21 protein-coding genes are annotated in these 23,817 nt (G+C 61.3%); 9 read left to right on the top strand and 12 right to left on the bottom strand.

Annotated elements, in window-relative coordinates; translation table 11 throughout:
- Positions 1 to 31: 31 nt before the first annotated feature.
- From HMPREF3175_RS08190 to HMPREF3175_RS08170, 5 genes are all read left to right on the top strand, one after another.
- A complete protein-coding gene (locus tag HMPREF3175_RS08190) occupies positions 32 to 1,462 on the top strand; it encodes an aldehyde dehydrogenase family protein (RefSeq protein WP_070491808.1) in 1,431 nt (476 codons plus the stop codon).
- A gap of 384 nt (positions 1,463 to 1,846) precedes the next feature.
- Complete coding sequence (locus HMPREF3175_RS08185; protein WP_035756444.1) at positions 1,847 to 2,836, top strand: ABC transporter substrate-binding protein; 990 nt, start codon at positions 1,847 to 1,849, stop codon at positions 2,834 to 2,836.
- Positions 2,837 to 3,009: 173 nt separating this feature from the next.
- The gene (locus HMPREF3175_RS08180; RefSeq protein WP_070491861.1) at positions 3,010 to 3,978 is read left to right on the top strand and encodes an ABC transporter permease; all 969 of its coding nucleotides are present in this window, start codon (positions 3,010 to 3,012) and stop codon (positions 3,976 to 3,978) included.
- A gap of 10 nt (positions 3,979 to 3,988) precedes the next feature.
- A complete protein-coding gene (locus HMPREF3175_RS08175; protein WP_035756443.1) occupies positions 3,989 to 4,777 on the top strand; it encodes an ABC transporter ATP-binding protein in 789 nt (262 codons plus the stop codon).
- A gap of 111 nt (positions 4,778 to 4,888) precedes the next feature.
- Positions 4,889 to 5,815, top strand: a complete 927-nt coding sequence (locus tag HMPREF3175_RS08170; RefSeq protein WP_083285586.1) for a cytochrome b/b6 domain-containing protein — start codon at positions 4,889 to 4,891, stop codon at positions 5,813 to 5,815.
- Here HMPREF3175_RS08170 and HMPREF3175_RS08165 read toward each other — a convergent pair.
- From HMPREF3175_RS08165 to HMPREF3175_RS08155, 3 genes are all read right to left on the bottom strand, one after another.
- A complete protein-coding gene (locus HMPREF3175_RS08165) occupies positions 5,812 to 6,501 on the bottom strand; it encodes an HAD family hydrolase (protein ID WP_070491806.1) in 690 nt (229 codons plus the stop codon). The two genes, HMPREF3175_RS08170 and HMPREF3175_RS08165, sit on opposite strands and share 4 nt — an antisense overlap.
- 237 nt (positions 6,502 to 6,738) lie before the next feature.
- Positions 6,739 to 10,062, bottom strand: coding sequence for a S8 family peptidase (locus HMPREF3175_RS08160; RefSeq protein ID WP_070491805.1), 3,324 nt, complete (start codon positions 10,060 to 10,062; stop codon positions 6,739 to 6,741).
- A 325-nt stretch (positions 10,063 to 10,387) separates the two neighbouring features.
- Positions 10,388 to 11,200 (bottom strand): hydroxymethylpyrimidine/phosphomethylpyrimidine kinase, encoded by an 813-nt coding sequence (locus HMPREF3175_RS08155; RefSeq protein WP_239445927.1) that lies wholly within the window; start codon positions 11,198 to 11,200, stop codon positions 10,388 to 10,390.
- A gap of 144 nt (positions 11,201 to 11,344) precedes the next feature.
- Here HMPREF3175_RS08155 and HMPREF3175_RS08150 point away from each other — a divergent pair, with 144 nt between their 5' ends.
- The gene (locus HMPREF3175_RS08150; RefSeq protein WP_035756441.1) at positions 11,345 to 12,133 is read left to right on the top strand and encodes a queuosine precursor transporter; all 789 of its coding nucleotides are present in this window, start codon (positions 11,345 to 11,347) and stop codon (positions 12,131 to 12,133) included.
- A 45-nt stretch (positions 12,134 to 12,178) separates the two neighbouring features.
- Here the strand turns inward: HMPREF3175_RS08150 and tgt are convergent, their stop codons facing one another.
- The 8 genes from tgt to HMPREF3175_RS08110 form a co-directional block, all read right to left on the bottom strand.
- Positions 12,179 to 13,390, bottom strand: a complete 1,212-nt coding sequence (tgt, locus tag HMPREF3175_RS08145) for a tRNA guanosine(34) transglycosylase Tgt (protein ID WP_052048537.1) — start codon at positions 13,388 to 13,390, stop codon at positions 12,179 to 12,181.
- A 151-nt stretch (positions 13,391 to 13,541) separates the two neighbouring features.
- Positions 13,542 to 14,585 carry a DUF6707 family protein gene (locus HMPREF3175_RS08140; RefSeq protein ID WP_035756439.1) on the bottom strand — a complete coding sequence of 348 codons (1,044 nt, stop codon included), beginning with the start codon at positions 14,583 to 14,585 and terminating at the stop codon, positions 13,542 to 13,544.
- A complete protein-coding gene (locus HMPREF3175_RS08135; RefSeq protein WP_035756437.1) occupies positions 14,582 to 15,124 on the bottom strand; it encodes an NUDIX hydrolase family protein in 543 nt (180 codons plus the stop codon). Before HMPREF3175_RS08135 ends, HMPREF3175_RS08140 begins: the two co-directional genes overlap by 4 nt.
- A gap of 98 nt (positions 15,125 to 15,222) precedes the next feature.
- The gene (locus HMPREF3175_RS08130) at positions 15,223 to 16,326 is read right to left on the bottom strand and encodes an NADH:flavin oxidoreductase/NADH oxidase (protein ID WP_232219296.1); all 1,104 of its coding nucleotides are present in this window, start codon (positions 16,324 to 16,326) and stop codon (positions 15,223 to 15,225) included.
- 138 nt (positions 16,327 to 16,464) lie between these two features.
- The gene (locus tag HMPREF3175_RS08125) at positions 16,465 to 17,208 is read right to left on the bottom strand and encodes a glutamine amidotransferase (protein WP_070491801.1); all 744 of its coding nucleotides are present in this window, start codon (positions 17,206 to 17,208) and stop codon (positions 16,465 to 16,467) included.
- Positions 17,209 to 17,329: 121 nt separating this feature from the next.
- Positions 17,330 to 18,802: an MFS transporter gene (locus HMPREF3175_RS08120; protein WP_070491799.1), complete on the bottom strand. Its 1,473-nt coding sequence runs from the start codon at positions 18,800 to 18,802 to the stop codon at positions 17,330 to 17,332.
- A complete protein-coding gene (locus HMPREF3175_RS08115; RefSeq protein ID WP_070491797.1) occupies positions 18,789 to 19,427 on the bottom strand; it encodes a DedA family protein in 639 nt (212 codons plus the stop codon). Before HMPREF3175_RS08115 ends, HMPREF3175_RS08120 begins: the two co-directional genes overlap by 14 nt.
- The gene (locus tag HMPREF3175_RS08110) at positions 19,424 to 20,503 is read right to left on the bottom strand and encodes a pseudouridine synthase (protein WP_083289512.1); all 1,080 of its coding nucleotides are present in this window, start codon (positions 20,501 to 20,503) and stop codon (positions 19,424 to 19,426) included. The genes HMPREF3175_RS08115 and HMPREF3175_RS08110 overlap by 4 nt, the downstream gene beginning before the upstream one ends.
- Positions 20,504 to 20,644: 141 nt before the next feature.
- Between HMPREF3175_RS08110 and HMPREF3175_RS08105 the strand changes: the two genes are divergently transcribed.
- The 3 genes from HMPREF3175_RS08105 to HMPREF3175_RS08095 are packed head-to-tail and all read left to right on the top strand — an operon-like array spanning position 20,645 to position 23,279.
- Positions 20,645 to 21,445: a metal ABC transporter ATP-binding protein gene (locus HMPREF3175_RS08105; RefSeq protein ID WP_218078907.1), complete on the top strand. Its 801-nt coding sequence runs from the start codon at positions 20,645 to 20,647 to the stop codon at positions 21,443 to 21,445.
- Positions 21,442 to 22,278, top strand: a complete 837-nt coding sequence (locus tag HMPREF3175_RS08100; RefSeq protein WP_070491791.1) for a metal ABC transporter permease — start codon at positions 21,442 to 21,444, stop codon at positions 22,276 to 22,278. Before HMPREF3175_RS08105 ends, HMPREF3175_RS08100 begins: the two co-directional genes overlap by 4 nt.
- Before the next feature lie 8 nt (positions 22,279 to 22,286).
- Entirely contained in the window at positions 22,287 to 23,279 is a 993-nt protein-coding gene (locus tag HMPREF3175_RS08095; protein WP_176745149.1) for a metal ABC transporter solute-binding protein, Zn/Mn family, read from the top strand.
- A gap of 2 nt (positions 23,280 to 23,281) precedes the next feature.
- On the opposite strand, the gene HMPREF3175_RS08090 is transcribed toward HMPREF3175_RS08095, so the two are convergent.
- Positions 23,282 to 23,817 (bottom strand): hypothetical protein (locus HMPREF3175_RS08090; RefSeq protein WP_218078906.1); only part of this gene is annotated, 536 nt, incomplete at its 5' end.

Below are 23,817 nucleotides of genomic sequence, written 5' to 3'. Positions count from 1 at the left end.
ACCGCTGAGCCTCATACAGACAAGGAGTGTCATGACTACCGAAAACGTCACCTACGCGACCGTCGAAGAACTTCGCGCGGCGTTCGATCTTCCAAGCGAGGGTCGTGAAATCAAGGACCCCGCAACGGGCGAACTTGTTGGCTACGCACCAGAACCAACCGTTGAGGACCTCGACCGCGCTGTGGTCAAGGCCCGTGAAGCGCAGAAGTCCTGGGCCGCTAAGTCCTTTGAGGAGCGCACCAACGTCATGATGGCTGTTGCCGATGCGCTCGATGAGAACGCCGAGCAGCTGGCTCAGTTGCTCTCCCGTGAGCAGGGCAAGCCGCTCAACGGCCCGAACGCCCGCTTCGAGGTCGGCGCGTGCTCCGCATGGCTGCGTGCGACCGCCGCGATCGAAGTCAAGTCAGAGGTCCTCTTCGACGATGAGTCCGGCAAGGCTGAACTGCACTGGCGCCCGCTCGGCGTGGTCGGTGCGGTTGGCCCGTGGAACTGGCCGATGATGATCACGATGTGGCAGATCGCCCCGAACCTCAAGATGGGCAACGCGACCGTGATCAAGCCATCCGAATACACCCCGCTTTCGGTGCTCGCGATGGTTAGCGTGATGAACCGTGTTCTGCCAGAAGGCCTCGTGCAGGTCATCGCTGGTGGCCGCGACGTAGGTGAGGCGTTCACCGCGCACAAGGACATCGACAAGATCATGTTCACCGGGTCGATCGAAACCGGTAAGGCGATCGCGAAGGCCTCCGCTGAAACCCTCAAGCGCGTAACGCTGGAACTCGGCGGTAATGACGCCGGCATCGTCCTCGATGACGTCGACCCGGCCGCTATCGCTGAAGACCTGTTCTGGGGCGCGTTCATCAACACCGGCCAGACCTGCGCGGCCCTGAAGCGCCTCTACGTTCCGGATTCGATCTATGACGAGGTTGTTGAGGAGCTGCGCAAGGTCGCTGAAGCGATGCCGATGGGCGTGGGCCTGGGTGAAGAGAACGTGCTCGGCCCGCTGCAGAACCAGATGCAGCTCGATGTGGTCAAGCGTTTGGTGCAAGCCGCTAAGGATGGTGGCGCGCGCATCGTGACCGGTGGGGAAGAACGCCCAGCTGATGAGGCTGGTTTCTTCTACCCAGCCACCCTGGTTGCTGATATCGACAACGGCAACCCGCTGGTCGCTGAAGAGCAGTTCGGCCCGGCTCTGCCGATCATTCGTTACACGGATGTTGAGGAGGCCATCGAGATGGCCAACGGGCTTGAGGTGGGCCTCGGCTCCTCCGTGTGGTCCTCGAACCGTGAGCGTGCGCTCGAGGTCGCCAACCGCCTCGAGGCAGGCACCACCTGGATCAACAAGCACGGTGCGATCGACCCGCGCATGCCGTTCGGTGGCGCGAAGCAGTCCGGCTACGGCGTCGAGTTCGCTCTGGAAGGCCTCAAGGAGGTCGCTCAGCCGCACGTCATCAACTACTGATCGCGTGGCTCGGCGCACGCTAGTTGGCCGGCGTAGCTAGGCGGCGCCGGCACGGCTAGGTTGCATGCAGGTCGATGCGGTGTAGGCGCCGTTTGCGCCGCACGTGAGCGCATACAAAAGGGGTTTTAGGGAACCTGAAAAGATTCCCTAAAACCCCTTTCTGTGTCTCAACGGTGATTTAGCTGTGCTTAATGGAAGCTATGAAAAGTGATGTAGCGCATATTCGTTCTGGAAATTTGGGTACAATCAACCATCATCAAGAACAGTTCGTCCAAGGAATCCTCGAGATAAGCTTCAATCTTTCGAAAACGGCTGATCCTTGGCGAACCTATGTGACAAAGTTCACATCACACTCTCCTCTTTGACACGACGGGAAGTAAAACTATGAAGCGCACTCGCGTAGCATCCCTTGCGGCAGTAGCCGCGATCGCAGCTCTCGGGCTCTCGGCCTGCTCCGGTGACGGCTCGGGTAGTGGAGGTTCCGGTGGCTCCGGCGGTGACAAGAAGAAGGTCGACATCGTCCAGTTCGTAAAGCACCCGTCTCTTGACGCCGCGAACAAGGGCTTCCAGAAGGGCCTGAAGGACAACGGCATCGACGCTGAGATCAAGGAATACAACGCACAGGGCGAAGCCGCGAACAACGCCCAGATCGGCTCCCAGGTCGCAACCAGCAAGTCTGACCTGATCCTCGCTATCGCGACCCCGAGCGCACAGGTGCTCTCGCAGGCAGTCAAGAACCGCCCGATCCTCTTCACCGCGGTCACTGACCCGGTTGACTCGCAGCTTGTCGAATCGCTTGAGAAACCAGGCAAGAACGTCACCGGAACCTCGGACGCCAACCCGGTCAAGGAACAGCTCGAACTGCTGAAGCAGATCGACCCAGACGCCAAGAAGATCGGCATCGTCTACTCCTCGGCAGAACAGAACTCCAAGGTTCAGGTGGACTGGGCTCAAGATGCTGCTAGCGAGCTCGGCCTGACCGTGGAAACCAAGGCGATCTCCGCATCCTCCGAGGTATCCCAAGCCGCAAGCTCGATGAACGTTGACGCGTTCTACGTGCCAACTGACAACATGGTTGTCGCCTCCCTGGAATCTCTCCTGAAGGTCGCAGAGAACAAGAAGATCCCAGCGATCGCCGCCGAAGGCGACTCCGTCAAACGTGGCGCAACCGCGACCGTGGGTATCAACTACGAAAAGCTCGGTGAACAGACCGGCGCGATGGCCGCGAAGGTCCTCAAGGGTGAAGCTAAGCCAGAAGACATGGCGGTTGAAACCCAGGAGGAATACGACCTCTACGTCAACGAGACCTCCGCAAAGAAGTCCGGCATCGAACTTCCAAAGGAACTCGTAGAGAAGGCAGCCGAAAAGTACTGATCCCCTCACGGATCACACACCCTGACGTGAAGCGCGGCCCGCACACCCACCTTCACTGATGACGACAGCGGCGGTGCAGGGAGCAGTACACAGCCCTCTGCACCGCCGAACTATGAGAACACCACCACGCACGCAGGAGCACACACATGTTTTTCAGCGACATGCTGGATCAGATGCCTTCCGCAATGGAGCTCGGGCTGATCTATGCCATCGCGGCCCTTGGGGTCTACCTGACTTTCCGCGTCCTCGGTTTCCCTGATCTGACCGTGGACGGTTCCTTCACTACCGGCGGCGCCACCGCGGCAACCGCCATCGTTGCTGGCGTGCCGCCGTGGCTAGCGATGGTTATGGCCTTCGGCGCTGGCGCTATCGCAGGCGCTTTGACCGGCATTCTGCATACCAAAGGCAAGATCGACGGACTGCTCGCATCCATCATCATGATGATCGCGCTGTACTCGATCAACCTGCACATCATGGACAACTCGGCCGCGAAGCCGCTCCTCGGTGAAGACACCATCCTGACCCCGCTCGAAGAGAAGGGCCTGCTACGCGACAACATGGCAGGGTCCGGCCTGATGCTCATCGGTGTTCTGGGGATCTCGATCCTGCTCATCTGGTTCCTGCACACCCGCACGGGTCTCGCGTTGCGTGCAACCGGTAACAACAGCCAGATGGCAACCTCATTCCGTGTCAACACGGACAACCAGAAGATCCTGGGGCTTGCGATCTCCAACGGATTGGTTGCGGTGTCGGGTTCGATGCTCGCCCAGTACCAGGCGATCGCGGACGCGACGATGGGTATTGGCTTGATCGTGATCGGCCTGGCTTCCGTGATTGTTGGCCAGGCGATCTTCGGTCAGCGCCGCGTATGGCAAGCGGTGCTCGCGTGTGTTGCAGGTGCGATCATCTACCGTCTGGTTCTGCAGATCGCGCTTGGTGCTGGTCTGCCGTCCTCGGACATGAAGCTCGCCTCGGCGGTACTCGTGGTGGTCGCATTGCTGCTACCGCGGCTTGAGATTTTCAAGAAGCTCAAGGCGCGTAAGATGCGCCGCGAACAAGCCGAGGTCGAATCCGGCCTTCCAGACGACACCGACACCCACGCTGATGCGGCGGGCACCGCACGCGCAGACGCTCAGGCATAAGGAGGGAAGCATGCTTGAAATTCAGAACCTCTCCCGCACGTTCTTCCCGGGAACAGTCAACGAACGAAGAGCCCTGCGCAACATCAACCTGACCCTTAATAACGGTGACTTTGTGACCGTGATCGGGTCTAACGGTGCAGGTAAGTCGACGTTGCTGAACATGGTCGGTGGGCGGTTGCGTCCGGATACCGGCAAGGTTGTGATCAACGGCAAGGACGTCACCAAGATCAAGGAACATAAGCGTGCCTTGTGGGTTTCTCGGGTGTTCCAGGACCCGATGGCCGGTACCGCTCCGGAGCTGACGATCGAAGAGAACCTTTCGGTCGCGGTCTCCCGCGTTCGGAACCGCGGGCTGCAGTTGGCAGTATCCGGTAAGGACCGCGCACAGTTTAGGACCGCGCTGGAAACTCTCGAGCTCGGCCTCGAAAACCGCATGAAGACCCCGGTCGGGCTACTGTCCGGTGGTCAGCGTCAGGCTCTCAGCCTGCTCATGGCGACCATGACGCATCCGCAGATCCTACTGCTGGATGAGCACACCGCGGCACTTGACCCGCAGCGTGCAGCGCTCGTATCTCGCTTGACCGGCGAAATCGTGGAACGCGATCAGCTCACCACGCTCATGGTGACCCACAACATGGAACAAGCGATCCAGCTGGGCAACAGGCTGATCATGATGCACGACGGCCAGATCATCCTCGAACTCGACGGCGAAGCCAAGAAGAACGCAACCGTCTCCAGCCTGCTCGCAGAGTTCGACAAGATCGGCGGAGAACTTTCCGACCGCGCGCTGCTTGCCTAAAACCGACGAGGTGGCGCAGACGAGGTAACTGGCGCGGATGGTGCTGTGGTACTTCGCGGATGATGCCGTGGTATTTACTGACCGAGCGTGCGGCGCGGTATCTTGAGGAGTATGCCCACACAGTCTGTTAAGCGTGGCCAGCGTGCGGCCATGAACCCCGCCGTGAAAATCGGTGCGCTGGTGCTCGGTGCGATCGTTGTCGTAGCGGTCCTGGTGCTTGTTGCCCGCGGCCTGCGGAGCCTGGATGCGGTTGAAGAGTTCATTCAACGCTACCCAGGAACCTCTAAGCCGCCGGCGTTCAGCGAGCCAGGGTTTCCGTTGTGGGTGCGTATTACGCACTACTTGAACTTCCTGTTCATCCTGCTCTTGATGCGTTCGGGTATGCAGAAACGGGCGATCGGCGCACGCAAGCATCCCGCGTACTGGACCCCGAGCAAGCGCGGCGGACGTAAGATCCCGTTCTTGCTGTGGTGGCACCAGTTCGTGGATGTTCTGTGGGTCGCCAACGGCATCGTCTATGTTGTGTTGCTGTTCTCCACCGGACGCTGGGGCCGGATGGTGCCGACTAGTTGGGACGTGTTCCCGAACGCGATCTCCGCGGGCCTGCAGTACCTTTCGCTGGATTGGCCTCTGACTGAATCGTGGGCGGCCTATAACTCGCTGCAGCTTTTGGCGTACTTCGTGATCGTGTTCATCGCAGCGCCGCTTGCGATCATCTCCGGCCTGAGGCTTTCCAGTTTCTGGCCTAAGGATGCTCCACGCTTGAACAAGATCGTCTCAGCCAAGGTTGCGCGCGGTCTGCACTTCCCGGTCATCCTCGTGTTCATTGCCTTCGTGGTGTTCCACGTGTTCCTCGTGTTCACGACCGGGATGCGGCAGAACCTCAACCACATGTTCGCAGGCACCGCCGATACCTCGTGGGTCGGTTTCTGGGGCTTCGTGATCTCGACCGTGATCGCCATCGGTTTGACGGCGGCCGCGACCACGCCGGTTCTGCGGCCGATCGCCGCAACCCACGGCAAAGTCACGACGCGTTAGTTCGCGGTCGCGTGAACTAACGCGATGATTTCTGCAAGCCGCGCAGGCGTCATACCGGTGAGGGTTTCGCGGATGATGAGCCCGTCGCGTCCGGTGATCGCCGCGGTGTGTGGGATGCCGAGGGTCGCCAGCCCCGCGTTGACGGCGGAGGTTGTTCCGGGTGTTGAGTCTTCGATCGCGATAACCCGCTCTGCAGGTAGCTCTAGCCCCGTGGCTTCACGCAGCAGGCGCAGACCCTGAAGGTAGGGTTCAGGTTCTGGCTTGTGCGGATGCACCGTGTCTCCTGTGACGATCGCTTGGAAGGGGTTGTGTCCCAGCACCTCGATGAAAGCGCTCGAAAGAGGCGTCTCAGACATCGTGACCAGCGCTTGCGGAACACCCGCCTCGCTCAGCGCCTCAAGCAGTTCGCGGGCGCCTGGCCGCCACGGGATCCCGTGTTCGCGCACACCGGCGGCAACCTCGGTGATGAGGTGGTCGATGATCTGTCGAACAGACAAATCAAGCCCAGCATCTCGCATCTTCGCAGCCGCAGTGGGTAGGGAAGCACCGACGAAATCCTCGACGTCCTGCTGCGTCCACGGCGCGCCTGCCCGCTGCATGAGCGAGATCTCAGCGCGGCCCCACAGCGGATCGGAATCGATGAGGGTGCCGTCCATGTCCCACAAGACTGCCGCTGGTACCTGCATACTCACGTTTCACTCTCACTTGTGCTGTAGCCGCCGACGCGGTGGTGTGGTTCCGGTTCGGCCTGCCCCAATTCTAGTGAAGGCAAAGCCTATGGGAAGGCCCGGTTAAAGCTCTGCGGGGGTATGGGATGAATTCCCATACCCCCGCAGTCGCTGGTGGCGAAGCGCTAGTCCACGTTCGTGATCCCTATGCGCTGATGTGCCAGCGTTCTCTTGCCAATGATTCAGTGCAAGTGGTTACTTGCCTGGGATCACCTGTGCGCGAGAACCCTTCTGCTTGTCGTTGCCACCCTTGAGGTTGCCGGTGCGGTTGTTCAGGTGCAGAACCAGGAGATCCTTGGCTGCGTCATTGACCAGAACTGGTGCGGCCGAGCCCTGAACCGAGGTGACGAGCAGGCCGTCGGTGCGGTTCGCGATAGCTGGCTTGGTTGCATCGAACTCGATCCAGTCGGTCTCGTCAACCGCGGCGAGGCGGCCGTCCTCGTCAACGTTGTAACGGGACCACGAGCTGACCTTGTAACGCAGCTTTGAGGCCTCGTCCTTGGTGAGTCCAAGTTCCTTGAGGGCTACCGGGAATACTGCAACGTTCGAATCGAAGGTTGCTGGGTCCTGGTTACCAACGAGGTCGTTGACTGGGCGCAGATCGATGTTCTTACCGGTCTGGGAGTGGACGGTAGTCACGAGGTCCAGATCGAGCTTGTTGATACGAGTGTTGAACATCTCGTAGTCAGCTTTGCCGTCACCGTCGATGTCGAGTTCGATGTTGAACTCGGTAGCGGTGGACATGCGTGCCCAGTTGCCCCAAGTGGAGATACCGATACCCAAGACCGCGTCATCCAAACCGGTGACTGGTGCGGTCGTGGTTGCACCTACGTACTGCAGGTCCATTTCACGGCCGCCTGGAACCTTGTCGAGCTCCTTGCCCTGACGGTCAGAGCTTGCACCGAGTTCAAGGAGCGCTGCCTTCGAGATGAAGGCCTCGTTGCGGGAACCGGAGTCGGCGTCTGCGCCGCGGAAGCGTACAGTGCCGCGGTCGCCGCGTACCTTGGCCAGCTGAGCGGTAGCGTTACCGGCTGGCTTAGGTGCCGAGGTGACAGGCACGCGCAGGGTTGGCTGGGTCGAGGACGTGAACTCTACACGGCCGGTGGTGTCTGCAACGTATGCACGTGGCAGGTCCATCTGCATCGCGTCCATGGTTGGATCCATGGTGCGTGTCATCGCGTTCTTATCGAAGGACACGGTGACCTTGACATGTGCGACGCCCTTGGAAGGAACCGAGACGCGGTCCTTATCGAGGGAGACCTTGACACCCTTCTGTTGGGTTGCGCCCTTGTAGGCGACGTTGTAGGTCTGTGCACGGGTGGTCAGGTTGCGGACCTCGATCGTCTTGGTGACGGAATCGGTGTCCTTGACAACCTCAACTACACCGAAGTTCGCGGAGACGAGGTCCTTGCGGTCCTTGTCGTAAGCGATGACCGGGGTCTTCAAAGCAGCATCAGCCATGACACGGCCGGAACCAACACGGTTAGGGCTGTAGATGTTCTTGCCCTTCTTGATGTCGGCTGCCGCGGTGTTCATCACGATGTTCTTGATCTCGGTTGGGCTGTAGTTGCCGTTAGCCGCCACCAGTGCGGAAACACCTGCGGTGTATGGGGTGGCCATCGAGGTACCGGTCATGGTCAGAGCACCGTTACCCATCGCGACACCTGCGGAAGGAATCGAGGTACCTGGTGCTGCGATGTCTGGCTTCACGATGGAATCCGAGCCGTGCAGACCACGCGAGGAGGACGGAGCCAGGGTATCGAGAGCGTTCGTGTTGATCGCCATCGAAGACGTCTTCTCAGGATCAACGGTGACCTCGAGCTCGCCCTTCTTAGCGGCATCAAGCAGAGCCTCGGAACCGGACTTGTTCAGCTGAACGCCTGGGATCTTCGAGTTACCGGCGATGCCGGAGGTGAAGACTTCGCTCGGGCCATCCAGGATAACGCCCTTGGCGCCTGCGGCGGTTGCGTTGTCAAAGCGTGCCTTGGAGCCGCATTCGAAGGTCTCACCGGTTGGGTCATCCGACCAGTGCAGCCATACCCACTTGCCCTTGAGCGAGTCATCGCCGGTGAGCGCGGAGCAACCGGTGGTCTTAGGGCCGGCTTTAGGGACGACAACCTGACCTGACTCTGCCTTCTTCCATGGGTAGGAGCCGGAGAGCTGGCCTGGGTAGTCCTTAGCGCGGTTCTTAGGCTTGGTCACGGTGACCGCGTCAGCCGCGGCCTGGGAGCCCACCGAGTTAGCGACGGTGAGAGCGGATGAGGCAACGCCTGGCGCGCCACCGATGTCGGTGATGTCGCCGGAGTTACCGGAAGCGATGACGGTCAGGATGCCTTGATCGGTGAGCGCGTTGACCATGTCTGCTTCAGGGTCATCGGCCGGGCTGTTGGTCGAGCCCAGCGACATGTTGACGATCTGTGCACGGTCAGAGAAGTCGCCGTCGCCGTTCGGGTCGAGCACGCGGTCGAGTGCCTCGCCGACAACGTTGGTCGAGCCTTCGCAACCGAACACACGCAGGCCAACGATGCCGGCTTCCGGAGCGGCGCCCGGGCCGATGCGCATAGCGTTGACGAGGTCATCGTTGAGGGACTGGTAGTCGCCGCGGAAGGTCTTGCCGTCCTTATCGACGCCGTAGCCGGCAGCGGTTCCCGCTACGTGGGTTCCGTGGCCGCCGATTTCGCAGTCAAGCGGGTTGGAGTCTGGCTGAGGCCAGGAGAAGAAAGAAGCCGCGTTATAGTCATCGCCAACGAGGTCCCAGCCGCCCTTGTACTTCTTAGGGTCGTAGAGGCCGGACTTCGCGGATGGCATGTCGTTGGAAGCCTTAGCTTCCTTGTAGGCTTCCTTGGTGCCTGGGCCACCGAAAGCTGCGTGGGTGTAGTCCACGCCGGAGTCGATGACAGCGATCGTGACACCCTTACCGGTCTGGTGCTGTGCCGCCCAAGCCTGGACTGCGCCGGTGTCGATGACGGTGCCCTTGTTTTCACGGGTCTTCGGGATGATCGCGGAGATCTTCACGACGTCGTCACGCTTTGCGAGATCACGCAGACGGCTCGCTTCACCCTGGAGGGCTACACCTGGCAGAGCGTTCGTGGTCTTGTAGAGGACCTTGGACTGGGACTGCTGTGCAGCCGAATCAGCCTTGGACTGGATTTCCTTGCGGACCTGGCGGACCTTAGCAACGTTCTTGACAGGGCGCTTCTTGCCGGTACGAACCTGGACTGGCTGGGAGAGTTCGTAAGCACCCTTGCCAGTGAACTGAACGTAGACGGAAGCCTGACCTTCCATGTCGGCCAGTGAGCCCTGGATCTTCAGCTTGGCCAGCTTGTCTAGGTCAAGGTCAGAAGGCTTGAGCTTATTCTTATCTACCTTGTCCTTGCTCTGGCTGAGCGAGTCTGATTTGGCTGCTGGGTTCATAAATGACGATGCGTTAGCGGCTGGGATTGACCCCATAGTTAACGCAGCACCCACAGCCAGCGCGGCGGCACCGCGTGCAACGCGGCGCGTTTTGCTGTTTTTCAAGAGAGCTCCTCAAGAGTGCTTTGAGTATTGTGAATAGATTTGTGTTGATGGGAACAAGGCTGTGAACATCATGTGCGTAATGTCACATCAACACTGATGAGATTTCTCTAAACCGCGAGTAATGTCAAGGCGAATTTATGATTCTATGCAAAGGCTATGAAAAGGCTGTGGTGTAGCCAAGATAGTTTACGTGTCACTTTTATCAAAAACCCCGACTTTCCAGGTTTTTGCCTGTGAAGCCTGAGAAAGCCGGGGTTTATTCGTATACGAAATGTTGCAAGAACTTTTTGCTCACAAACAGCTCCCGCACAGCCTCGTATTAGAGTCAGCGCAGCCCGCCCTGCCACAAGGCATCGAACGGAAGCTGCGAAGACACCCGCTGGTGGATGCCGCGGGTCACGAAGTCCTTGGCCTCGCGTGCCGCGTCAAGTGGGGAGCGGCCCCGAGCCAGCAGTGCGGCGACGGCGGCAGCCAATGAGCAACCGGCCCCGGAGACTGCGTGATCGCCGACCTTAGGGGTCGCGAGAACCTCGAATTCGCCTCCGTTATAGAACACATCCACAGCGTCCGGGCCGTCCATACGGACCCCACCCTTGGCGAGTACCGCGGCACCAGACTTTTCATGGATGACCTGCGCGGCTTTCTTGAGGCCCTCGATATCCGTGACCTCAAAACCGGCCAGGGTTGAAGCCTCGAACAGGTTAGGGGTCACGAACGTAGCCTTCGGAAGGAGCTTGGCAATCAAAGCCTGGTCAGTATCCAAAGCCGCGCCCGGCTCCTGGCCCTTGCAGATCAGCACCGGGTCCAAGACGACGTTGTCCCACTCCTGGCGCTCGAGCGCGCCCGCGACGGTCTCGATGGTCTGCGGGGTGCCCATCATGCCGAGCTTCACGGTACGTAGCTTGCCCTCATACGAGGTCTGCGAGGCCTCAAGCTGGTCGGCAATCACCTGCGGATCGATCGGTACGAAACGGTGGTTCCAATCATCCTTCGGGTCGAAAGAGACGATGCACGTGAGCCCTGCGATACCGAAAACACCGAGCTCCTGGAACGTCTTCAGGTCAGCCTGGGCGCCCGCACCGCCGGTGGCCTCAGAACCTGCGATGGTCAATACGATGGGAGGATTCTCAAAACTCATAGTCATATCGTAAAACCACGCACAGTCACGATCCGGCAAACCAGTCACTGGTCGTGCCAAAATAGGTCGGGAACTTTCATGTTTCGTAGCAACCCGGTGGTGGCAGGACCGGGCCGCGCAACACCATTCCGTTGAAGGAGAGCTATGCCTACCCGGCCCGAAACCAACCCTGCCAATGAAACCAACCCGGCTAGTGACACCAACGCTGCCCAGGACGCCGTCTTCGCCAGCCCCGTAACGGAGGCGACCCGTGAGCGGCGGGCGGTTTTCGCATCGACCGGTTCACGTTTCTATCCCACCATTTTGGCCCTCATGGGCCTCGTGTTCGTGCTCAGCAACATTGGCGCGAGCAAGGGCGTTGAACTGTTCGGGTTGGTGACCGACGGCGGATTCTTCCTCTTCCCGCTGGCCTACATTCTGGGGGACGTGGTCTCCGAGGTCTATGGGTGGAAAGCCTCGCGCCGGGCCATCATCACAACCTTCATCTTCGGTGCGCTCGCGGTGCTGACGTTCCAGGCGATCATCGCTCTGCCTTCTGCGAGCTTCTATGAGGGCCAGGAAGCGCTCGCAGCGACCTTGGGGCCGGTATGGCAGATCGTGCTGGCCTCCCTTCTAGGTTTCATGGCGGGCCAGCTTTCGAACGCGCTCATCATCGTGTGGCTCAAGCGCCGCCACGGCGAGCGCGGTCTGTTGTTGCGCATCCTGGGTTCTTCGGGTGTTGGTGAGGCGCTGGATACGCTGATCTTCTGCTCGATTGCCGCCCCTGTGATCGGGATCGATTCGTTCGGGGTGTTCCTGCAGTACTTTGTGATTGGTTTCTGCTGGAAGCTCGGTGTGGAGGTCGTGTTCTCGCCGGTGACGGTTGTGGTGATCAAGCTGGTGAAGCGGTATGAGCCGAGCTACCCGAAGAATAACGACGTCACGGCCGCCTAGCGCTCTGCCGCTGAGTTAGCGGGGCTGTTGAGTTAGCTGGGCGGCTTAGCTGGCGAGCCCGTCGGGGGAGCCGTGGCCTCCGTAGTAGTTGCTCAAGACGGTGTGCTTGTACGCCTCGTAGGTTCCGTTCTCGATCGCTTCGCGGGCGCGGTCCACGAGCCTCACGGTGAAGGCGAGGTTGTGGATCGAGATGAGCGTGTGGCTGAGCATCTCTTTGGCCTTGTAGAGGTGGTGGATGTAGGCGCGGGTGTAGGTGGTGCAGGTCGCGCATTCACAGCCGGGCTGTAGTGGGCGGAAGTCTTCGCGGAAGCGTCGGTTGGAGAGGTTGTAGCGGCCATAGTCGGTGTAGAACGCCGAGTTGCGGGCTACGCGGGTAGGGGAGACGCAGTCGAAGGTGTCCGCGCCGTTTTCGATGGCCCACAGCACATCGTCTGGTTCGGAGATGCCCAGCAGGTGGCGCGGCTTATTCTCGGGTAGTTCTTCGGCGCACCAGCCCACGATGGTCCCGAGATTTTCCTTCTCGAGTGCTCCGCCGATCCCGAAGCCGTCGAAAGGCATAGCTGCGAGGTCTTGGCAGGCTTGGCGGCGCAGGTCTTCGTATTGGGCGCCCTGGATCACGCCGAAGAGTGCTTGGTATGGGCGGTGGGCGCGTTCATCGGTGAGGCGGAAGTGTTCGATGATGCAACGTTCAGCCCAGCGGCGGGTTCGTTCGAGGGATTCGATCTGGTACCGGCGGGAATTGTGCAGCGTGGTGAGCTCGTCGAAAGCGAACATGATGTCCGCGCCGAGGCCGTGCTGGACCTGCATCGAAATCTCGGGTGTGAAGCGGTGTTTATCGCCGTTGATGTGGGAGGTGAACCACACGCCGTCGTCATCGACGTTAGCCATGCGTTCATGCCCGGGCGCTACCGCATCGTCGGCTCCACCACCCACGGCGGCGCCGTCGGAACCCATGTCGATGACCTTCTTGAAGCCTGAGCCGAGGCTCATGACTTGGAAGCCGCCCGAGTCGGTGAAGGTCGGCCCATCCCAGCCCATGAACTCACCCAAGCCGCCCGCGGCGTCCACGATCTCATGCCCTGGCTGCAGATAGAGGTGGTACGCGTTGGATAGCACGGTTTGCGCGCCAAGCTCTTTGACATCGCGGGGGAGCACTGCCTTGACGGTGGCTTTAGTGCCGACTACCACGAACGCGGGCGTGGCGATGTCGCCGTGCGGGGTGCGGATCACGCCGGTACGGCCGCGCCCATTGGCCATGCGGGTGCCCACGGTGAAACCGAATTCGGACTGCCGCTCATGCCCCGCTGGAAGCTCAGGCTTGACGTAATCAGCCGAGGGCGCGTGGCTGGCTGCAGCGGAGCGCTTGCTAGCACGAACCGAGCGCTGGCTAGAACCAACCGAGCGCTTGCTAGTTCGATCGGAATGTGGCGTGCTGTTGGGCGGCGTGGCGTTCAGCGGCGTGTTGGTGGGTGGAGTGGTGTTCACGGGGTTCTCCTGATGCGGCGCGGATGATCGGTAGCTCGCGTTCGATCAACGCAATGAAGTCGGGGCGTTCGCGCTCAAACGCTAAACGGTATGCGGTGGTGACCATGAGCGACTTCAGCCGGCTCCACCGGAATTCGAGCTCTAGGGGTGCGTTGAGGCTGTCGCGGGCGCGCTGTATTTCGCGGTCGTATAACGATGCGTGCTCAAGCTGGCGGCGGTGAATCTCACGCGCGGTGCCCGGCAGGGTAGCGATGAGTGCTTCCTCGCCGCCCTTGAGTTGCTGCGCGTAGCCGGTGGCGGCATCGTGGTCTGCGGCTTGGCGGGCAAGCCAGCACGCGAGCGCGAGCCCGTAGCGTGTGGGGAGCCAGCGTGTTGCGTTGTCCTCGAAGGATTGTTGGGTGAGCACGTTGAGGATAGGCCACACGAATTCGGTGTCTTCATACACCACAGCCAGCTGGAAAGCGGCCCACACGAGGCTATCGAGGTGGGATCCAGCACGAGTGTTGATGCCGGGTGCCACACGCAGCGCAGCACTGAGCAACTGCGCGTCCTTGCGGTGGGCCTTGGCGGCCTCAACGAGTGCGGCTTCCGCGGAACCTTCCTCGACAGGCACCGCCAACAGCTCATCGATTCCGGGGCCCAGGTTGCGTTCGGTGAAAACCCGGATGGTCGAATTGATCGCCACGGTTGCACGCGAGCCGTCTTCCAGCACCACATCCACGTAGGCGTCAGTCCCGAAGGAGTCCTTCACGACCCTCGCGGACTGGACCGGCTCCGAAGGCAGGCCGGAACGGTGCATGAAACGGTCACCCTTGGTGATATTGCGGGCGGGGATCGCTTGGCGGTGCCGCGGGAAACGCCCATCGAAATGCACGGTTGCCGCATGGGATGGGGACCCCGCCTGCGCTTGCGCCGCCGCTTGCGTTTGGGCCGTCTGCGCCTGCGCCGTTGATTGTGTTTGGCTCACCGTCCCCACCCCACGTAGGCGAGCGCTTGGTGGATGATCTGCCCACGGCCTCCGGTGAATTCGGCTTGAACGCTTTCTGAGAGGGCCTCTTCTGGGGTCAGCCAGGACAGTTCGAGCGCGTCTTGGCGTGGGTTGCACTCGCCTTGCACCGGAATCACGTAGGTGAGTGCGACGGCGTGCTGCCGTTCGTCAGTGAGCCCGGTTTCGGAGGGGGACGGGAAGTATTCCGCAACCGAGAACGGGGTGAGCGAGGCTGGCAACGACGGCATCGCAAGCGGGCCGAGGTCCTTTTCGAGGTTGCGCATCAAGGCCGCGCGGATCGTCTCGCGGTACATGACACGGCCGGAGACGAAGGTCCGCTCGAACTGGCCTTCATCCGTGGTCGTGTAGAGCAGGCCGACCTCGGAAACGTAGCCCATCGGGTCCACACGCACGGGGATCGCTTGCACGTAGACGATCGGTAGCCGGCGTCGGGCCTCGTACAGGTCCTCTTCTGATAGCCAGCCTGGGTTTGGGTCCGGGGTCCGTACAGCGCTCATAGTCTTTGTCTACCTCACTGTGTGTCTGGTTGCCAGCCTCGCCCGGGGCATTGTCGCTTTGTTCTCAAACAGCGTGAGAGCGTAGCCGTGCGTTTTCGCTAGCGCATCCCGAGCCAGTAAGCCTCCGATGCGGGGTTATTTTCAACGCGTACGCGCAACGAACGTGCGGCGACGGCCGCCCAGTGAGGGTTGCGCAGGGCCTCACGCCCGATGCTGGTGGCGTCGGCTTGGCCGCTAGCGACGATCGTTTCGGCTTGGGCGGGTTCGGTGATGAGCCCTACCGTGCTGACCACGGCCTGTTCGGCCGGTAACGCTTGTCGTAACGCGGCTGCCAGCTGAACCTGGTAGCCGGCCCCGACCGGGATGACTTTAGGATCCGGATGGATCCCGCCGGATGAGATGTCAAACCACGTCACACCGGCGTCCTCCAGCAGCCGACGGGCGAGCTCGACCGTGTCCTGTAATGTCACGCCGCCTTCGACCCAGTCGGTTGCGGACAAGCGGATCCCCAGAGGCTTATGCGCAGGCCACACTTCACGCACCGCGGATGCGACCTCGAGTGCGAACCGTGCCCGGTCGCGGCCGTATTCATCCTCACGTTGATTGGTCAGTGGCGAGAAGAACTCGTGGATCAGGTAGCCGTGCGCCCCGTGGATCTGCACCGCGTCATAGCCAGCTTGATCCGCTCGGCGTGCCGCTTCACGGAACGCGGCGATAACCTCTTGGATGTCCTCAGCGGTCATCTCGCGAGGGGTGAACAGGCCGGGCTGGATCGGTTCAGAACCGGGCGCGATGACCTCCCATGCGCGGTCCTCACCCAGGGTCCCGCGGGGCTCGTCACGCAAGTTGGGGTAGGTTGCGGCTTTACCGCCCGCGTGCCCCAGCTGAACCGCTGCGGCCGCGCCTTGAGCGCGCATGAACTCCGCCATTGTGCGGTGGCCTTCGATCTGTTCATCCGACCACAGCCCGAGGTCCTGATCAGAGATCCGTCCGCGTGCCTCGACCGCCGTGGATTCGACCGTGACGAGGCCGAAACCGCCGGTCGCGAACGCGCCGTAATGCACCAGGTGCCACGGCTGCGGAACCCCGGTGCGAGGCGCGTAGTACTGGCACATCGGTGAGACAAACGCGCGGTTGCGTAGAGTGAGCCCCGCACCGTGCGGGGCGGGGATGGTCAGCTCGGTGAACAGTGTGGATGCCACGGCACTCCTTCGACAACTGATGAACGGTTGGCAGGCCCAGGGCTGGTACATGCCCCGGCGGGCGTGAGGATTTCAGCGGGTGTGAGGGGTCCAGCATGGTACAGGCCTGGCGTATATAGAACGTGTGGGTGCGTACGTCTAGCGCGGGAGGTAGATTTTCGCGAAGTTCGCCAGGATACGGTGCGCTGCGGTCACGTCCGCGTTGCGTGCCAGGTGAGCGATCGCATCGAAATCTTCCGGATCGAAATAGCCGTTTTCACGGTAGGCCTCGATGCGCCCGATGAGCCCGTCCGGGTCCAGTTCGGGGTGGAACTGGGTCGCATAGATGTTGTTCTTGAGCTTATACATCTGGACTGGTGCGGGGTCCGATGTGGCAAGCAACACCGCCTCGGCCGGCAGCTTGGTCGTAGACTCCTTGTGGCCTACGAACGCATCGAAATGCGGGTCAACGCCAGAAAGTACTGGGTCAGCGATACCTTCCGGAGTGAGGCTGATGTGGGAGATGCCCGCAGGTTCTGAATACGTGCGGTCAACCACCGCGCCGGAGGCCAACCCGAGCACACCCACCCCGTAACACAAACCAAGGAACGGGAGGTCTTTCTCGATCACGACCCCCAGCACTCGCGCGAGTTCTTCCTCAACACGGATCTGGGTTTCGCTTCGATCAACATCGGTTGAGGTGAATGGGCTCCCGCCAAGAACCAGAGCCGAATAGCGTTGATGCCACGTGTTCTCAAAACCGGCCGGTAGCGGCGCGGCTTCAAGCCGGAACCGTTCAACATCGCCCGCTTCAAGTCCGGACAGCCGCACGAACGCCTCGTATTCGGCGTCCGCCAAGGCGTCTTCCGGGCGGGTCTGCAACAGCAGGAATGGTGCGCTCATCAGCCCATCCTTTCACGTATGAGATCAAGCAGGCGCGGCGCCGACGCGAAGCCGTGCCAGGCTAGCGAGTGAGCCAGGCTAGCCGGCGGCCAGGCTCGATACTGCGACGCAGGTTCGCGCGTTAGCTGCTGCGGCGCAGGTTGGCGTCGATGGCTGCTTCTTTGACTCGGATGTCGTTGCGTCGCGTGGTCGCTGCGATCAGCGTACATGCTGCCGCGAGCCCTGCCACCAGGATGAGCCCTACATGGAAACCCAACGTAACGATGTGGGCGATGATGAGCCACGCCGCACCCCAACCGAAGGCAACCGGTGCCCACAGGCGCCCACGTTCCGTGAATGAGGCGAGGAACACGGGGATGCACGCTACAGCGAGGGTCGCTGGCGCCCAGAGCGCTTGCGGTGGCAGCGACCATCCGGCCGCGGTTGCGGCCGCGCTTGCGGTCCATGCGGCCATGAAGGCGCCGGCGCCGAGACTCAGCTCAGTGGGGAGGTCGGTTTCGTAATACTCACGATGCGTGCGCGCGGTGAGCAGGTTGAGCCGCCGCACTGCTTCCGCGGCCAGAGCGGTCCACAGGACCGCACAGACGGCGGCAAGCCACCACAAACCCGCCATCGCGGAGCCGACCCAGCCGGCCAGCGCCGCCGAGGTCACAGCCGTTAACCAGCCTGTGCTGCGTTGGCGGCGGGCTGAATGTTGATTGCGTTTCCATGAGAAAGCGCTCGCGGTGAGGAGCCCTAAAGCAGCAACCGGAACCAGAGCTATACCTGGAACCAGCGGCGCGAGTTCAACACGCGCATCGGCATGCGTTATGAGTCCAGCCGGCACTCCTTTGCTGAAGAGCGCGAGGCTCGCCACGAAAGCGACGAGTGAGACAACCGTTGCCGTGATGCGCCGGAACAGATCGTGCGGGCGTGGCTCAGGCGCTGGCGAAAACTCTGGCAGGTTATACGGCAACACAACAGTCTGCGGGGCCTGCTCCTGTGCAGTCGTTGATGCCGGCCTGCGGGACACCGCGATGGGAACATACTCGGTCGGTGAATAGTCCGGGTCATTGTGGCGCTCGTTCTGCAGGCGCAAGGCCTCACGGGCCTCCCACACGCTCTCCTCGAGGGTCAACTCACGCGGTGCTTCCTCGACCGCCTCAGGTTCCTCGAGCTCTTCAGATTCCGCCGCGATCTCGTCCGGTTCATCAATCGCCTCTGGCGTAGAGGGAACGTCCGCCTCTGGCGTAGCCGGGACGTCTGGCGCTGGAGGAACGCCCAGCGCAGGTGGAACGCCCAGGGCTGGAGGGCCGTCTGGGGCAGCAGGTGCTTCAGGTGCTTCGTCCGTCTTTTTGCTGCTCCGTTCGCGGGAAGCCTGTGCCGCAGCGGCGCGACGTTCGGTTTCGGCGTTCGTGTCATCCACATCGAACGGTTCATCACGTTCAGGGAAACGCAACGTCTCAGGCCGGATCTGAGCCGGAAAATAGAGGGTCTCGCCGTAGCCTTCTACGTTCTCGTCCGCGCGCCCACCCTGGCCATCGCCGGAATCCTGGGCGCCAGAACTGTCCCGAGCAGACTCAACCTGCTCATCAGAGCGGTCACTTTTCTTCACGGGATTGTTCCAACGGGACGGAAGCTGCACTAACGGCTCCTCGAAGTCGACGGCGGCGTTTGTGCGTCCACACGAGGGGGACTACCCCCAAAACACTACCGATAATCATGCCTAGAATCGCGGAACTCCACGCCGGCAACCCCAGAAGCGAGTGCAGAATTCCGCCAAGGGTAATCATATATAAGACCCACAAGGTGGAGCCCACACATGAAGACCACCACACCAGGGACCACCGTAGTTTCGACAAGCCCGCGCCAACGCACGCGACGGTACGGCCGCCCGATATGAACCGCAAGCCCACCAAAACAGAGAAACTGCCCGCAGAACCAAGCGAACCCGCCGCGGAGTCCGCGCTCTGCAGTAACCGGCGGCCCCATCGTCGTTTGTTAAGCCACCCGTGGCGCGTACGCACTACCCACGTGAGCCACACCTCACCCAGCACATGCCCGATCACCGTGACCGCGGCAGCGAGTGGCCCGTTGATAATTCCCTGCCCCGTCAACGCTGGGATGGCTAGAGCGAACAGCTCCTGCGGGATCAGCGGGAACGCGGCATCCAACACTTGAGCCAAGAACGTGCCGAGATAGAACCACGTACCCCACGCGTTCGGATCGAAAAGGTTCACGGCCGGCCGTCCTGCGTGACGGAGCGGTGTTTTGTGGAGGAGTAGTGCTGTGCAGGGGAGCTGTCCTGCGTGACGGAGCTGTCCTGCGTAGGGATGGTGAGTGGGCCTAGGGTGAGGCGTTGCTGGGTTGTGAAGGAGCGCGGCTGGCCCGTGAGAGGGTCAGTGAACCTGATGGTGTGGGCTAATAGCTGCAGGGGCTCATCGTGGTTGTCCGGGGCGTCATCCAGCAGGTAGGGGTAGTGCTGATCTCCGATGATCCCGGAACCCAGCTGGGCAAGATGCACGCGCAACTGGTGGGTGCGGCCGGTTACCGGCGAGAGGTCCCACAAGCAGACGTCCTCGCCGCGGCGGTTGAGGCCATAGGCGGCAAGGCGGATGCGGGTGACGGCGTTGGGAGGGAACTGGTCGAGGCGGTGGAGGCGCACCACGATCTCGCCGCGGACCTTCTTGATATGGCTGCGGACGGTGAAGGGCAGGCGGGTTCCACCCAGGGCGGGATGTTGCGGATCCCAGCCGGGCGGGGTCAACGTGACGGCTTGATATTTCTTGGTGATTTCGCGGCGCTCAAACATGGTTTGGTAGGCGCCGCGGGTCGCTGGATTGATCGAGAACATGACCACACCGGCTGTTGCGCGGTCGAGCCGGTGGATCGGCACGAGGTCATCGATCCCCAGCTGGACTCTCAGCCGAGCCAGTGCAGATTCGCGCACGTACCGGCCGCCCGGGGTCATCGGCAGGAAATGCGGTTTATCCACCACCAGCAGGTCCGCATCGCGATGGATCACGCGGCAATAGAACGGGATGTGTTCCTCGTTAGGGGAGTCCCGGTAATACCAAATGAATTCGTGCGCGCCCAGCGGGGTCTCCGGGGTGACGCGACTGCCATCGACCGCGGCAACCTCACCGTGAGCGAAGCGGCGGCGCAACCCTTCAGCGTCGATGTGCCCAAAACGATCCAGCGTGTATTCCTGAATGGTCTCCCACGGGCCGGTGGTCGGTACGCGAAGGCGGGTCGCGTTGATGCCGTTTCTCACCGGTAGCGGGGACTGCTTATAAGAGGAAGGTTTGAAGCTCATGCGTTTCAGGACTGGATGTGTGAACTACACAGAATGTGTGAAATACCTTGCCCATTCTTGCAGGCCTTGCTGGGGTAGCTGCGTTACGGCGGCGCTTTAGGCGCCACAGAAAAGTTAAGGTAGCTTAACAATTGCCGGGGTATGTTGAAACACCAGGCTGACGAGGAGGACACCATGCAAGCAGCCGATGCGGTGCGCGTCGAAGAGCTGACCGTGCGCTACGGACACAACACCATCCTGAGCAACGTCAACCTCAGCATCCCCGCAGGACGCATGGTGGGAGTCATGGGCCCCAACGGCGCCGGGAAATCCACCCTCGTCAAAGCTTGCATGGGGCTCATTCCGCGAGCCACAGGCCGCATCAACATCAACGGTAAAAGCCTTGACGAGGTGCGTGGCGAAGTTGCCTACATTCCCCAACGCACCACAAGCGACTGGGACTTCCCGATCACCGTCCTAGAAACCGTGGTGCTCGGAAGCTATCCGCGGCTACGCACCTTCCAACGGCCCAGCCGAACCGACCGCGAACACGCCCGCGAATGCCTCGATGCGGTCGGGATGAGCGAGTACGCCACAACCCAGCTAAGGGAACTCTCCGGAGGCCAAGCCCAACGCGTCTTCACCGCGCGAGCCCTCATGCAAGAGGCCACCGTGTTCTTCCTCGACGAGCCTTTCGTGGGTATCGACGCCGCATCCCAGGCCCGCATCACACACATCCTCAAGCAACGCGTCGCCCACGGCGCGACCGTCATCGTGGTCCACCACGACCTCAACAACGCACGCCTCATCTTCGACGACATCGTGCTCGTCAACCGCCGTATCATCGCCAACGGAGCCACAGCCGCGATCTTCACCGCAGACAACCTCTCCGCAACCTACGGGCCCGACATCATCACCTACGCGCCGGCGCTGCTCGGCGGCGGGGAGAACGAGAACCTATGACCTTCATCAACGACCTTTTCGAATACACATTCCTCGCCCGTGCACTCTTCACCGCAAGCGTTGTGGGGCTTGTGTGCGGGGTCATCGGCAGCTTCATCATCCTGCGGGGGCTCTCACTCATGGGGGACGCGATCTCCCACGCCGTGCTGCCGGGGATCGCGCTCGCGTTCATGTTCGACGTCTCATTCTTCGTGGGAGCGCTCGCCGCGGGGCTGCTCGCGGCGTTCGGGATCGGCGTGGTCTCGACCACCACAACGCTCAAACGTGACACCTCGATCGGGATCGTGTTCACCGCGTTTCTCGCGTTCGGCATCATCTTGCTCTCCAACACGACCGCGACGTTCTCACTGACCGATGTATTGTTCGGCAACGTGCTCGCGGTTCGGAAGCAAGACATGTGGCTTGCGGTGGTGATCGGCGCGGTTGTGTGCGCGGCGGTCTTGTTGTTCTATAAACAGCTGAAGATCACGACGTTCGACCCGGTCCTCGCTGATTCTTACGGGGTTCCCGTCAAAGCCGTGCATTACGGCGTTCTGGTTGCGCTTGCACTCGTGACGGTCGCGTCCGTGCAGACCGTGGGCGTGATCCTCGTGGTCGCTTTGCTCATCACACCCGCCGCGACCGCGTATCTGCTGACCACCCGGTTGCCAAGCATGATCGCGGTCTCCGCGCTCATCGGTGTCGTAGCGGCTGCTGGAGGGATGTATTTCTCCGTGAGGTTCAACATCGTGTCCGGGCCAGCCATCGTGCTCACCGCGTTCACCATGTTCACGCTCGCATATCTCTTCGCGCCACGCACCGGCGTCGTTACGAAAGCGATCGCTGGGCGATGACGCGGAAAGTGACTTTCAAAGCGGTGCTTGCTGCCATCGCGGTGGCGTTGCTTGCCGTGACAGGTTGTAGCGTGGTTCCGCGAGACGAGGCCGGTAGTGGCGCCGGGTTCGGTGGTGACGGCAAGTTCAACGTCGTGACGAGTTTTTCTGTTCTCGAGGACATGACGCGGCAGATCGGCGGGGAGCACGTGAATGTCTATAACCTCGTTCCGGTGGGGCAGGACCCGCATGAATACGAGCTCCGCCCGGCTGACACGACTCACGCTCAGGACGCCGACCTACTCATTTCGAGCGGCATGAATCTTGAGGGCGGGAACGACGGCTGGATCAGCCGCCTCATGACCGCCGTGAACCTGGATGCGAGCCAGCACGTTGAGGCGACCCGCGGCATCAAGCCGCTCTATATCACCGACGGGATCCAGATCACTGACGAGGTTGCGTTGGATGAAGCGGCCGACGCCGATGAGGATGAAGTGAATCCGCATGTTTTCGTTGACCCGGCTAACGGGGCGAAGATGGCGGAGAACGTTGCTGAGGCCCTGATCCGGGCGGACCCGGAGCACGCCGCTGACTATCGTGCCAACCGGGACGCCTACGTTGGGCGCATCAACGAGTTGGCGGGCAGTTATGACGAACTGTTCGCAGGCGTCGCGGAGGACGACCGGATCATCGTGACAAGCGAGCGTGCGTTCCAGTATCTAGCAAAGCGTTACGGGCTTGCCGAGGGCTACATCTGGCTGATCGATACGGAGGACGCGGGTAGTCCCGAGCAGCTGAAGCGTGCCGTGGATTTTGTGCGGGAGCATCGGCCGCGGGCGCTGTTTGTGGAGACGAACGTCAATCAGCGGCCTATGGAGACTGTGTCGGAGGAGACCGGTGTGCCGATCGCAGGAACCCTGTACTCGGATGAACTCGGTGCGCCAGGCACGCCGGCTGGGACCTACATCGGTTTCCTGGAACACAACCTTGAAAGCCTGACCCGCGGGCTCGGTGGCGAGTAGGGCTAGATCTTCGGGAACCGGCGCTTCTCAGTGAACGGTTCGACGTGGAACATATCAACGCCGCGTTCTTTGAGCCCTTCAAGTACGCGTTCGCTCACGATCCACGCGAAACTGTGGGCGCTTTCCCGCCAAGCATATGACGTAATCTCGCTGGTGCCTTCCGTGTTTTCGACGAATCCGACGTAGCCGGTGACGCGCCCCTCGTTCGCGCTGAAAAGGTTTACCTCGAATGTTGAGCACCCTGCTACCCCGAGTTCAGCTACTGCATCCGCGAAACGTTGGGACACGAGCGTGGGCGGGCCACCCCAGAGAATGTCGCCCCGACGTTTACCGCGACTTATTGTTTCTCGTTCGAACCACACGTCGAATGGGAGCTCTTCGAGGTTGCCGTCGGCAACAACATCGTAAATATCGCGTCCATCGTCAAGGGTGTACGGCCCCAACGGGGGTTTCCCTTCCCAAACTGTGTCAATCCAAAAGTCTCGCTGGGTGCTCAGCGGAAGTATCTCGGGCTCTGTTGCAAAAATCGTGAAGCTTG

Source organism: Arthrobacter sp. HMSC08H08 (assembly GCF_001807575.1).
Taxonomy (GTDB): domain Bacteria; phylum Actinomycetota; class Actinomycetes; order Actinomycetales; family Micrococcaceae; genus Pseudoglutamicibacter; species Pseudoglutamicibacter albus.
The sequence above is the reverse complement of the archived record's forward strand: the minus strand, read 5'-3'. Positions and strand labels throughout refer to the sequence as shown.

Excerpts from the sequence above, each read along its gene's own strand:
- HMPREF3175_RS08100 (WP_070491791.1), top strand. The coding sequence starts at position 21,442 with ATGACCTTCATCAACGACCTTTTCGAATACACATTCCTCGCCCGTGCA.
- HMPREF3175_RS08110 (WP_083289512.1), bottom strand. The coding sequence starts at position 20,503 with ATGAGCTTCAAACCTTCCTCTTATAAGCAGTCCCCGCTACCGGTGAGA.
- HMPREF3175_RS08125 (WP_070491801.1), bottom strand. The coding sequence starts at position 17,208 with ATGAGCGCACCATTCCTGCTGTTGCAGACCCGCCCGGAAGACGCCTTG.
- HMPREF3175_RS08165 (WP_070491806.1), bottom strand. The coding sequence starts at position 6,501 with ATGCAGGTACCAGCGGCAGTCTTGTGGGACATGGACGGCACCCTCATC.
- HMPREF3175_RS08190 (WP_070491808.1), top strand. The coding sequence starts at position 32 with ATGACTACCGAAAACGTCACCTACGCGACCGTCGAAGAACTTCGCGCG.
- HMPREF3175_RS08135 (WP_035756437.1), bottom strand. The coding sequence starts at position 15,124 with ATGAGCGCTGTACGGACCCCGGACCCAAACCCAGGCTGGCTATCAGAA.
- HMPREF3175_RS08105 (WP_218078907.1), top strand. The coding sequence starts at position 20,645 with ATGTTGAAACACCAGGCTGACGAGGAGGACACCATGCAAGCAGCCGAT.
- HMPREF3175_RS08155 (WP_239445927.1), bottom strand. The coding sequence starts at position 11,200 with ATGAGTTTTGAGAATCCTCCCATCGTATTGACCATCGCAGGTTCTGAG.
- HMPREF3175_RS08175 (WP_035756443.1), top strand. The coding sequence starts at position 3,989 with ATGCTTGAAATTCAGAACCTCTCCCGCACGTTCTTCCCGGGAACAGTC.
- tgt (WP_052048537.1), bottom strand. The coding sequence starts at position 13,390 with ATGGCCAATGGGCGCGGCCGTACCGGCGTGATCCGCACCCCGCACGGC.
- HMPREF3175_RS08185 (WP_035756444.1), top strand. The coding sequence starts at position 1,847 with ATGAAGCGCACTCGCGTAGCATCCCTTGCGGCAGTAGCCGCGATCGCA.
- HMPREF3175_RS08150 (WP_035756441.1), top strand. The coding sequence starts at position 11,345 with ATGCCTACCCGGCCCGAAACCAACCCTGCCAATGAAACCAACCCGGCT.
- HMPREF3175_RS08180 (WP_070491861.1), top strand. The coding sequence starts at position 3,010 with ATGCCTTCCGCAATGGAGCTCGGGCTGATCTATGCCATCGCGGCCCTT.
- HMPREF3175_RS08170 (WP_083285586.1), top strand. The coding sequence starts at position 4,889 with ATGCCCACACAGTCTGTTAAGCGTGGCCAGCGTGCGGCCATGAACCCC.